The following is an 11,295-nucleotide window of genomic DNA, read 5'->3' on the forward strand; positions in this document are numbered from 1 at the left end:
CGGCGAAGATCGCTTCGCCGGGTTTTTGCTCGTCTCGCTCCGTCCGTTCGACGAATCGTTACTTGTGCGCGGACAGCCCCGTCTCGGTCTGCTTCTCGAGTTGCCGCACCTGCTCCTGCAGATCGCGCAACTGCAACTGCGCAGCCCGCTTCTCGACCTGCAGCGCCTGCGCCTGCTCCTGCGCCGACTTCTGCCGCTGCGCGACTTCGGCCTGCTGGCTGCGCGCGATGCTCAAGTCGGCCTGCAACTGCTGCGCACGATTCGCCTGCAGCGCGATCACGCGTTCGAGAAATGCCTTCTGCGCCTGCAGCTCGGTCCGGCGGATCTCGATATCGGCAAGCTGCGCCGTCTGCTGGACGAAGTTCGCGTACACCATCTCCGCGCGGTTCTTTTCCTGCGAACGGATCACGCGCCACAGGTTCTTGTCCTGGAACAGCGCGACGTAGTACGTCATCTCCCGCGGATCGAACATCAGGCTCGCGCCGTAGCTGCCGTTGTACGTCGTGCGCATCTCGACGATCCGGCCGTCGTGCAGCAGTTGCGTCAGCTCGGCGACGTTGCCTTGCGCGGCGGCGTCCGTCGCGGCCGATGCCGCCGGCTGCGCGCCGCCGCTCAGGCTCGTGACCGCCGGACGCGTACCGGCGGCAGGTGCGGTCGCATCGGCGGACCAGGCCGTGCCCGCTTGTGCGCAGGCAACCAGCGCGACGATCCACGTCGCGCATCGTGCAGGAAAGAAGTTTCGGAAAGCCAACGTCAGACTCCGGCGAACGAATCGGAACTCGCGATTATCGTTCAAAACGAAACGGCCGCATCTCGAATTTATCGGAATGCGGCCGGCCGTCGTGCGACGCGAAAAATGCCGCGTACTACAGACGCGTTTCGCGCGCCGCGCGCAGGAACGCATCGAGCAGCGGCGTGCAGTCGAGCAGTTCCGAGCCGCCCGCGCGATGAAACTCCGGATGCCACTGCACGCCGACGACGAACGGCGAACGCCGATGGCGAATGCCTTCGATGATCCCGTCGCCGGCCGACACGGCCTCGATGTTCAGATCGCGGCCGAGATCGCGGATCGCCTGGTGGTGTATCGAGTTGACGATCGCTTCGCTGCGCCCCGGGAACATGCTCGCGAGCGTCGACGAGTCGGGGAAGCGGATCGCGTGGCGATGCTGGTCGTAATGCTCGCTCACGTGCGCGTTCGCGGTCGGCACGTCGGTGGCGATGTCCTGGTACAGCGAGCCGCCGAACGCGACGTTGATCAGCTGGCAGCCGCGACACACGCCGAGCACGGGTTTGCCGGACTCGACGAATTCGTGCAGCAGTTCGAGCTCGTACATGTCGCGCACGCGATCGCCCGGCCATTCGGGGCGCGCATCCGACGCCGCGTAGGTCTGCGGCGACACGTCGGCGCCGCCTTGCAGCAGCAGGCCGTCGAGATGCTTCGCGTAATCGCGCAGGCGGATGTTGCTCGGATGGATCATGCCTTGATGGCCGACCGTCGGAATCATGAACACGAGCACGTCGCGCGACATCACCCAGTGGGCGATCGACTCCTCGAGATACTGCAGCGTCTTGCCGCGCAACCCCTTCGCGCCCGGCTCCGGATGGAAGATCCGCGCCGACACGCCGATGCGCAGCGTGCGCTGCGTAATGCGCTGGCCGGCACGGTCGAACAGCCGTCGCGCGCGGGCCGCGACGATCCGGCCGAACACCGACCACGGCGTGTCGCTCTGCTTCAAGTAGGCCGGCGGCGCATTCTGCGCGTTCGCGGGGGGTGGCCGGGGCGTGTCGAAATCGGGCGGCGCGCCGAAGCCGGGCGGCGGCGAGCCGGGCTTCGGCGGCGCGGCCGTGGCGGCGCCATCACCGACGGCGCCCGCCGCGCCGGGCGCACCCGGCTCGGATGCGGCCGTGACGGGCGACGCACCGTCGTCGGCGACGTTCTCCGCGGCGGCCTGCGTGGCCGGCGCAGCGGGCGTTTTCGCCGGATCGGGACGGGGGGAATCGGAAGAAGCGGAAGAGGTGCCGGGCAGACCGGCCGGAGAAGGCGTGTTTTCGCTCATGACGATGGTCTGATGCGTCGCTCGCGCGTAGGGATAGACGAGGATTCATTATGCTTCAGTGCACGATCGCGCGGCAAACCGGCAACATCCTGTCGATATTGTTGCAAGTCGTTGGCAAGTCGTACCGGAGAGCGGCTCGGTCACGCGCCCGCCTCGTATCGACCATGCTGGACATCGCTGATATATCACAATAATATCCAGAGATCGTTCATCCTTTCCGAGCCATCCGCGCCATGATCGCGCCCCTTCCGGCCCTTGCGCCGCACCCCGTGTGAGCACCCTCACCGACGTCGCCCGCGACCGCGCCGCCGCGTCGCCGGCCAGCCTCGCCGAGCGCGCGTACGCGCTGATTCAGCGGGACATCATCACGATGCGCCTGAAGCCGGGCGCCGCGCTCAACGAAGCCGATCTCGTCGCCCGCACGGGGATCGGCCGCACACCGGTGCACCAGGCCGTGCATCGGCTCGTGCTCGAAGGGTTGCTGTCCGTGATGCCGCGCAAGGGCTTGATGGTGCAGCCGCTGTCGCTCGACGACATCGTCGCGGTGATCGACGTGCGGCGCATCAACGAAGCGCACTGCGCCGAACTCGCCGCGCGCCATGCAACGCCCGACGATCTCGCGCGCCTGGCCGCGCTGCTCGACGACGGGCAGGCCTGCGTCGACACCCACGACGTCGAGGGCATGATGGCGCTCGACCGCGCGTTTCATCAGACGATCGCCGCGGCCGCGCGCAACGCGGTGCTCGCCGACATCCTGCGCGCACTGCACGATCGTTCGCTGCGCTTCTGGTTCGTCACGCTGTCCGAACCGCACCATCTCGCCGACGTCCAGCACGAGCACCGCGCGCTGTTCGATCGGCTGTCCGCACGCGACGCCGCCGGCGCGCGCGCAGCCGTCGAACGCCATATCGATTCGTTTCGCTCCACGCTTCTTCAACATCTTCGCCCCTGAGCCGCCCGCCATGACCACTTTCACGCCCTTCCCCCCGCTCGCCCAGCTCGCCGCCGACCTCGCCGCCGGCCGGACCACGAGCCGCGCGCTCGTCGACACCGCACTCGACCGGATCGCCGATCCGTCGGGCCAGGGCGCCGTCGTCTTCACCGAAGTCGATGCGGACAACGCCCGCGCGGCCGCCGACGCACACGACCGGCTGCGCGCCGCGGGCACCGTGCTGTCGCCGCTCGCGGGCATTCCCGTGTCGGTCAAGGATCTGTTCGACGTCGCGGGCCAGGTCACGCGCGCGGGTTCGCGCGTACTCGACGGCGCGCCGGTCGCGCGCACCGATGCGGTCGCCGTCGCGCGGCTCAAGCGTGCGGGCGCGGTGCTGGTCGGCCGCACCAACATGAGCGAGTTCGCGTTCTCGGGGCTCGGGCTGAATCCGCACTTCGGCACCCCGCGCTCGCCGTACCATCGCGACGTGCCGGGCGATGCACGGATTTCGGGCGGCTCGTCGTCGGGTGCGGCCGCATCGGTCGCCGACGGGATGGCTGCGGTCGCGCTCGGCACCGACACTGGCGGCTCGATCCGCATTCCGGCCGCGCTGTGCGGGCTGACGGGTTTCAAGCCGACCGCGAGCCGGATTCCGACGCAAGGCGGCGTGCCGCTGTCGACGACGCTCGACTCGTTCGGCCCGATCGGCCTGACGGTCGCGTGCTGCGCGCTCGTCGACCGGATGCTCGCGGGGCTCGAGCCGCACGTGCCGGCTGCCCGGCCGCTCGAGGGCGTGCGGCTCGGCGTGCTGACGAACTACGTGACGGACGGCGTCGATGCCGACGTCGCGGCCGCGCTCGACACCGCGCTCAAGCATCTCGAAGCCGCCGGCGCGATCGTCACCGAAGTGCGCTTCCCCGCGCTCGACCGGTTGCCGGAGATCAACCGTTTCGGCTTCTCGCCGATCGAAGCGTACGCATGGCATCGCCCGCTGCTCGCCACCCATCGCGACCGGTACGACCCGCGCGTGCTGACGCGGATCCTGAAGGGCGAGCCCGCGACGGCCGCCGACTATCTGGACCTGCTCGCCGCACGCGCCGCGATGCTCGACGAAGCCGCGCACACGGTCTGGTCGCGCTTCGATGCGCTCGTCGCGCCGACGGTGCCGGTCGTGCCGCCGCGCATCGCCGAACTCGAAACGGACGACGACGCGTTCACGCGCACCAACGCGCTGATCCTGCGCAACCCCAGCGCATTCAACTTCCTCGATGCATGCGGGCTGTCGCTGCCGTGCCATCCGCGCGATGCCGCGCCGGTCGGCCTGATGCTCGCGGCGGCGCCGCATCGCGACGATGCGCTGCTCGCGATCGGCCAGTCGGTCGAAGCCGTGCTGAACACGATCCGCTGACCGCGCCAGCCGGTGGCCAGCCGATCGCCGGCGGCCCGCGCGCGGTGCGGCAGGGTGCCGCACGCGCGCCGTCAGTTTCGTGCCAGACCGTTCGCGCTAAAATCGCGCGATTGTTTTCCGGACCGACCGACGAGGAACCCCGCCGACATGAACGACTACACGCTTGCACTACGCCGCGAACGCCGCCTGCTGATGCTGCTCGGATGGGTGTGCATCGCCCTGCTGGCCGGCGCGCTGTACCTGCAGTACGTGAAGAACGAAGACCCGTGCCCGCTGTGCATCATCCAGCGCTACTTCTTCTGCGCGATCGGGATCTTCGCGTTCCTGGCCGCGGGGATCCGCAACTGGCGCGGCATCTGGGTGCTCGAACTGCTGATCGCGATCGCCGCGGCCGGCGGCGTTGCCACGGCCGCGCGACACCTGTCGATCCAGATGAATCCGGGCTTCAGCTGCGGCTTCGACACGCTGCAGCCGATCGTCGACAGCCTGCCGCCCGCGCAGTGGTTCCCCGGCATGTTCAAGGTCGCCGGGCTGTGCGAGACCGTCTACCCGCCGATCTTCGGCATCCTGCTGCCCGGCTGGGCGCTGATCGGATTCGCCGTGATCCTGATCGCGGTCGTCGCGAACCTCTGGCGCCATCGCCGCAAGCTCGCGAGCTGACCGGCCGGCCGTTTTGCCGGCCCACGGCCTGCACGGCCCGGCCGAATGGGCCGCGCGGCGCCGGCGAGTCGCCACCCGGTCGCGGCGGGCGCCTGCGCCGGCCTCGCCCGGTCGTCGCGCGTAAACACCTACCCCGCCGCCGTCCGGATCGCCGAGCCGGCGTGCGTCGCGCAATCGCCGCGCTCGCGCCCGTCACACGGGCGTTTCGGCCCGATGTGCATGCCTCGGCGCCCCGATCCCGCGCAGCGGGCCTATGATCGACATGGTCGCCGCCTGATAGCCCGGATCACCGCCCGCCCATGTTCCCGCCGCGTGGCGGTGCTATCTTCGGGACTGGATGGCGATCTACGTGCGCGAGGCTAGGCGGTCTCACCGCTGCCTGCGTAACGCGCGCCCGATCCGCAATGTCGACTGGATTCATCATGACAACGCAAACCATCCGCATCCGTCACCCTCATGGCGTCCGCGCGTCCGGCGGCGCCGTTCGCGCACGCCGTCGGTCCCCGGCCGCCGCACCGCATCGGCCGTGCGGCCGGGCTGCCCCGCTCCCGTCCGTCCTCGTTGCCGCCGCGCCCGCCAGCCCGCGCCGCGTGTCGTGCCGCGTCGTCCCGAACAGAGCGTGCTGATGGAAGCCTGGCTCGGCGATCTGCAGCAACTGCTCGCGCACGGCGAAGCGGCCGTGCTCGTGACGGTCGCGCACACCGACGGCTCCGCGCCGCGCGAGGCCGGCACCAAGATGCTCGTCACGCGCGACACGGCACGCCATACGATCGGCGGCGGTCATCTGGAATGGAAGGCGATCGAGATCGCGCGGCACCTGCTGAAGGACGGCGCGCACGTGCCGCACGCACGCCGGCTCGAGCGGCTCGCGCTCGGCCCGAGCCTCGGGCAGTGCTGCGGCGGCGCCGTGGTGCTCGCATTCGAGCGGCTCGACGTCGGCGATCTCGGCTGGATCATGTCGCTCGCGAAGCGCGTCGCGGCCGGCGCCGCGACCGTCCGTAGCGTATCATTCGGCCCCTCGCCGGGCGCGCCGCTGTTGAGCGAGCCCGAATCGGAAGCCGCGCGCGCCGACTGCCTGCTGTGGGAAACCGGCGGCGTATCGCTGATGACCGAAACGATCGCCCCGTACGCGTTCCCCGTCATGCTGTTCGGCGCCGGGCACATCGGCACCGCGCTCGTGAAGGTGCTGGCGACGCTGCCGTGCCACGTGCGCTGGATCGACCGGCCCGATGCGGTATTCCCGCCGGCCGACGCGCTCGCCGGCATCGGCAACCTCGCGATCGACGCGGCCGCTTCCCCGGCGGACGCGGTCGATGCAGCGCCGCCGCAGTCCTACTTCGTCGTGATGACGCACGACCACGCACTCGATTTCGCGCTGGCCGAGCGCATCCTGCGACGCGGCGACTATGCATACTTCGGGATGACCGGCTCGCACACGAAACGCGCGCAGTTCGATCATCGCCTCGCCGCGATCGGCATCGACCCGGCCCAGCTCGCGCGGATGCGCTGCCCGATCGGCGTCGAAGGCATCGTCGACAAGGCGCCCGAAGTGATCGCGATCTCGGTGGCCGCGCAGTTGCTGCAGGCCGTCGAGGCGAATGCGTCCGCGCAGACTTCCCCATCCTACTGACCGACCAAGAACGACGCCATGACCCCGACATTCAAGGACAAGATTGCCCGCGCACCGAAAGCGGAGTTGCATATCCATATCGAAGGCTCGCTCGAGCCCGAGCTGATCTTCGCGCTCGCGCAGCGCAACGGCGTGAAGCTCGCGTACGATTCGATCGATGCGCTGCGCGCCGCATACGCGTTCACCGACCTGCAATCGTTCCTCGACATCTACTACGCCGGCGCGAGCGTGCTGCTCACCGAGCAGGATTTCTACGACATGACGGCCGCGTACTGCGAACGCGCGCTCGCCGACAACGTCGTCCACACCGAACTGTTCTTCGACCCGCAGACGCACACCGAGCGTGGCGTGCCGATCGAGACGGTCGTCGCGGGCATCGAGCGCGCACTCGCCGATGCCGAACGACGCGGGCTGTCGAGCAAACTGATCCTGTGCTTCCTGCGCCACCTGTCCGAAGAAGATGCGCTCGCGACGTTCGAATCCGCATTGCCGCTGTTCGAACGCTATCGTCATCGCCTGATCGGCGTGGGCCTCGATTCGTCGGAGCTCGGCCATCCGCCGACGAAGTTCGCGCGCGTGTTCGAGAAGGCGCGTGCGCTCGGGCTGAAGCTCGTCGCGCACGCCGGCGAGGAAGGTCCGCCTGCGTATATCTACGAAGCACTCGACGTGCTGAAGGTCGACCGGATCGACCACGGCGTGCGCAGCATCGAAGATGCGGCGCTCGTCGAACGCCTCGCGAAGACGCGCACGGCGCTCACCGTCTGCCCGCTGTCGAACCTGAAGCTGTGCGTGTTCGACGACATGGCGAAGCATACGCTGAAGGCCCTGCTCGACCGTGGCGTGGCGGTGACGATCAATTCCGACGATCCGGCCTATTTCGGCGGCTACGTCAACGAAAACTACTTCGCGACGGCCGAAGGGCTGCAACTCACGGACGCCGAAGTCCATGCGGTGATCCGCAACGGCTTCGAGGCGTCGTTCATCGAGCCGGCGCAGCGCGACGCACTGTACGCGCGCCTCGACGCTTACTGGAAGGCCGCGTGACGACCCGCATCGAGGAACGCTAGACGGATGAAACACGGCAACGACATTCGCTTCGCGATCGCCGGTTCGGCCTGGCGCCGGGCCGGCCGACTGCGTGCAGGCGGAGCGACCGTGCAGCGCGTCGTCGCCTGCTTGCACCGGCCGTCGCGGCTTGCCGTGCCGTTCGCCGTCGTACCGGATGCGGGCGCACCGGTTGCGGACGCAACGGCCGCGAGGTGTGCGGGCAACCACTCGTTGGCGGCTCCGGCCGCCACGTTCACCCGCGCCGTTGCCCCGGTCGTGCCGCACGTCGCGTGCCGCCGCCGCTCGCGAAGCACCGTCCCGCCGCCATGCGGCGTCGATCGCCTTCTTCCGTTCGCCTTACCTTGATGCAGGACCTTTCGTCATGACGCAAACCGCTTTCCGTTCCCAACTGCTGACCTTCAACGGCGACCCGGCGCAATCGAGCCAGGCCGCGAACTACGAGACCGACGGACTCCTGATCGTCGACGCCGGCAAGGTCGTCGCGGCCGGCCCGTATGCACGGCTCGCCGCGACGCTTGCGCGCGACGCGGTGGTCCACGACCTGCGCGACAAGCTGATCGTGCCCGGCTTCATCGACACGCACATCCACTATCCGCAGACGGACATGATCGCGTCGCCGGCCCCGGGCCTGTTGCCGTGGCTCGACAAGTACACGTTCCCGACCGAGCGCCAGTTCGGCGACCCCGAGCATGCGCGCGAAGTCGCCGAGTTCTTCGTCGACGAACTGCTCGCGTGCGGCACGACGAGCGCGCTCGTCTACTGCACGGTGCACAAGCAGTCGGCCGATGCGCTGTTCGCGGCGAGCGACGCACGCGACCTGCGGATGATCGCGGGCAAGGTGCTGATGGACCGCAACTGCCCCGAATTCCTGCGCGACACCGCGCAATCGGGCTATGACGACAGCGCCGAGCTGATCGACCGCTGGCACGGCAAGGGGCGCCAGATGTACGCGCTCACGCCGCGCTTCGCGCCGACGTCGACCGAGGCGCAGCTCGAGGCGTGCAGCGAACTCGCGCGCCGCCATCCGGACGTGTTCGTGCAAAGCCACGTCGCGGAAAACGTCGACGAGGTGAAATGGGTGGCCGAGCTGTTCCCCGGCCACCGCAGCTATCTCGACATCTACGACCGCTACGGGCTGCTGCGTCCGCGCGCGGTGTACGGCCACTGCATCCACCTCGACGACGAGGATCGCCGCCGGATGGCCGAGACGCGCACCGTCGTCGCGCACTGCCCGACGTCGAATTTCTTCCTCGGCAGCGGGCTGTTCGATTTCGACAAGGCCGGCGAATACGACGTGCCCGTCACGCTCGCGACCGACGTCGGCGGCGGCACGTCGTTCTCGATGCTGCAGACGATGAACGAGGCGCACAAGGTCGCGCGGCTGTCGGGCCATCATCTGACCGCCACGCGGATGTTCTGGCTCGCGACGGCCGGCGCCGCGCAGGCGCTCGACCTCACGGACACGGTCGGCACGCTCCAGCCGCGCACCGAAGCCGATTTCGTCGTGCTCGACCCGCAGGCGACGCCGCTGCTCGCGCGCCGCACGAAGCGCGCGGATTCGCTCGAGGAACTGCTGTTCGCGTTCGCGCTGCTCGGCGACGACCGCGCGGTGTACCGCACCTATGCGGCCGGCGAACTCGTGCACGAGCGCGGCGCCGCTCGCCGCCCCACCGCCGCGTAACGCCCGGCGGGCACGCCGTTCCGGCAGCGCGGCAGCTTCGCCGCCGTGCATGCCGGCGATCGAATGCACGGCGGCCGGACCGCTTTCCCGCGTGCAATGCGCCGTGCTAGAATTCGCCGCTCATTGGGGAGTAGCCGCTCCGCTCGATGTCCCGCGCCACCGGCGCGCATCGTGACGGGGGCGTCCGTCAACAGACTTGGCCGTTCGGCCATGGCGGGCGCAGCCACGTTGGCCTGGCGAGACCGATGGTTCACAGCGCGCCGCATCAGGGCCCGGCGCGCGGTGGATCGTCGCTCGCACGCACAACAACGGCCCGTGGAACCCCATTCGTGTCTCAAGCCTTCCTGATCTCCACCGGCGCCGTCGCCCTCGCTGAAATCGGCGACAAGACCCAACTGCTTTCCCTCGTCCTGGCTGCGCGCTATCGCAAGCCGATGCCGATCATTCTCGGCGTGCTCGTCGCGACGCTCGTGAATCACGGGTTCGCCGGTGCGCTCGGCGAATGGCTGGGCGTACTCGTCACGCCGTCGATCATGCGTTGGGCGCTCGCGTTCTCGTTCATCGCAATGGGGCTGTGGATTCTCGTGCCGGACAAGCTCGACGAGGACGAAGCCAATGCGACCCGCTCGCGGCTCGGCGTGTTCGGCGCGACGCTCGTCGCGTTCTTCCTCGCCGAAATGGGCGACAAGACGCAGATCGCGACCGTTGCGCTGGCGGCGCGCTTCCAGGATTACATCGGCGTCGTGGCCGGCACGACGTTCGGAATGATGCTCGCGAACGTGCCGGCGATCCTGCTCGGCGACCGCTTCGCGCACCGTCTGCCGACGAAGCTCGTGCACGGCATCGCGGCCGTGCTGTTCGTCGTGCTCGGCGTGCTGGCGCTGCTGGGTATCGGGATTTGACGCAGGTTTGACGCCCGCTCGATGCAGGCGAGCGAGCGGCGCGGCCGCGCGGCCGCGCCCGTACCGCGATCGCATTACTTCGCGACCGCCGCGCCCGACGCCGGGGCCGCCGGCACCGCGCGCTCGTTGGCGGCCGGCGCGGCCGGCCCGCCGCGCTTGTCGACCGGCAGCCGCACGGTGCGGATCGCGCCGTTCGACAACGGGAAATCGGCGAGCGCGCTGCGCGCGAGGAACGGCATCGCGTACAGCAGCGCGCCGTTGTCGCCGGTGGTGCGCGCGGTCACGTTGTAGACCTCCTTGCCGGTCGCGCGCTCGGTGATCCGGATGCCGAGCGTGTAATCGAACACCTGGTAGGTCTGCGCGACATAGCCGGCCGGCATCCCGCCCCATGGCCCCCACGGGCCCCACGGCCCGCCCCGCCAGTACGGCCCAGGCCCCATGAACCACGGGTCGTAGTAGACCGGCTGCGGCACCGTCACCAGATCGCTGCCGACGCCGTACGTCAGGCCGACCAGATAGCGCGCCTGCGCGGCCGGCACCTGGCGGAACGCGTACACAGACAATTCGTTCGCGACGATCGGCTCGTAGGTCGACTGCTCGATGCTGTGCTTCTGCGCGTCGGTGCGCGTGAAGGCGTAAGTGCGTGTCGCGTCGCTGCCGCTCCAGTCGGAGAAGGCCGTGACCTGCGTCGTCACGTAGCTCGTGCAGCCCGCCAGCAGCGCCACGCACAGCACCGCAACCCAGCCCGCACCGCGTTGTATCCATTCGCGTTTCATGTCGATCCTCGTCGATCCATCACCCGTTCGTCGCACCGCGCGAAGCGCACGGGATGCCGATAATACGCGGACTCCCGGAAGCGGTAAAAAGTTCGCAGCGGCACGCGGCGGCAAGCCTTTGTACAATGGCCCGGTTCGCCCGGCCCGCGCCGCGGGCCCGATCCCCACTCCACCGATCTCGA

General features: G+C 69.2%; 11 protein-coding genes and 1 riboswitch. Of the genes, 8 read left to right on the forward strand and 3 right to left on the reverse strand.

Going from position 1 to position 11,295, the window contains the following annotated elements; all coding sequences use genetic code 11:
• Positions 1-58 precede the first annotated feature (58 nt).
• Together WS89_RS14160 and WS89_RS14165 are read right to left on the reverse strand one after the other, a co-directional pair.
• A complete protein-coding gene (locus WS89_RS14160) occupies positions 59-751 on the reverse strand; it encodes a DUF2968 domain-containing protein (RefSeq protein ID WP_059791552.1) in 693 nt (230 codons plus the stop codon).
• 115 nt (positions 752-866) lie between these two features.
• Positions 867-2,057 carry a gamma-glutamyl-gamma-aminobutyrate hydrolase family protein gene (locus tag WS89_RS14165; protein ID WP_059791554.1) on the reverse strand — a complete coding sequence of 397 codons (1,191 nt, stop codon included), beginning with the start codon at positions 2,055-2,057 and terminating at the stop codon, positions 867-869.
• 271 nt (positions 2,058-2,328) lie between these two features.
• On the opposite strand from WS89_RS14165, the gene WS89_RS14170 reads away from it, so the two are divergent.
• From WS89_RS14170 to WS89_RS14205, 8 genes are all read left to right on the forward strand, one after another.
• Positions 2,329-3,009 carry a GntR family transcriptional regulator gene (locus WS89_RS14170; protein ID WP_059499973.1) on the forward strand — a complete coding sequence of 227 codons (681 nt, stop codon included), beginning with the start codon at positions 2,329-2,331 and terminating at the stop codon, positions 3,007-3,009.
• Between the two features lie 10 nt (positions 3,010-3,019).
• The gene (locus WS89_RS14175) at positions 3,020-4,396 is read left to right on the forward strand and encodes an amidase (RefSeq protein WP_059791556.1); all 1,377 of its coding nucleotides are present in this window, start codon (positions 3,020-3,022) and stop codon (positions 4,394-4,396) included.
• Positions 4,397-4,543: 147 nt separating this feature from the next.
• A complete protein-coding gene (locus WS89_RS14180) occupies positions 4,544-5,056 on the forward strand; it encodes a disulfide bond formation protein B (protein WP_059791558.1) in 513 nt (170 codons plus the stop codon).
• A 625-nt stretch (positions 5,057-5,681) separates the two neighbouring features.
• A complete protein-coding gene (gene xdhC / locus WS89_RS14185) occupies positions 5,682-6,686 on the forward strand; it encodes a xanthine dehydrogenase accessory protein XdhC (RefSeq protein ID WP_059791560.1) in 1,005 nt (334 codons plus the stop codon).
• 18 nt (positions 6,687-6,704) lie between these two features.
• A complete protein-coding gene (locus WS89_RS14190) occupies positions 6,705-7,730 on the forward strand; it encodes an adenosine deaminase (RefSeq protein WP_059499969.1) in 1,026 nt (341 codons plus the stop codon).
• A 27-nt stretch (positions 7,731-7,757) separates the two neighbouring features.
• On the forward strand, positions 7,758-8,099 hold the full coding sequence (locus WS89_RS14195; protein WP_257128172.1) for a hypothetical protein: 342 nt from the start codon (positions 7,758-7,760) through the stop codon (positions 8,097-8,099).
• A 16-nt stretch (positions 8,100-8,115) separates the two neighbouring features.
• The gene (gene guaD / locus WS89_RS14200) at positions 8,116-9,435 is read left to right on the forward strand and encodes a guanine deaminase (protein ID WP_059499968.1); all 1,320 of its coding nucleotides are present in this window, start codon (positions 8,116-8,118) and stop codon (positions 9,433-9,435) included.
• Between the two features lie 113 nt (positions 9,436-9,548).
• Positions 9,549-9,670: riboswitch (yybP-ykoY riboswitch) on the forward strand.
• 94 nt (positions 9,671-9,764) lie between these two features.
• A complete protein-coding gene (locus tag WS89_RS14205; RefSeq protein ID WP_059791562.1) occupies positions 9,765-10,337 on the forward strand; it encodes a TMEM165/GDT1 family protein in 573 nt (190 codons plus the stop codon).
• 74 nt (positions 10,338-10,411) lie between these two features.
• On the opposite strand, the gene WS89_RS14210 is transcribed toward WS89_RS14205, so the two are convergent.
• Positions 10,412-11,113, reverse strand: a complete 702-nt coding sequence (locus WS89_RS14210; RefSeq protein WP_059499966.1) for a DUF4136 domain-containing protein — start codon at positions 11,111-11,113, stop codon at positions 10,412-10,414.
• Positions 11,114-11,295 lie beyond the last annotated feature (182 nt).

The organism is Burkholderia sp. MSMB1072 (assembly GCF_001524725.1).
Lineage (GTDB): Bacteria > Pseudomonadota > Gammaproteobacteria > Burkholderiales > Burkholderiaceae > Burkholderia.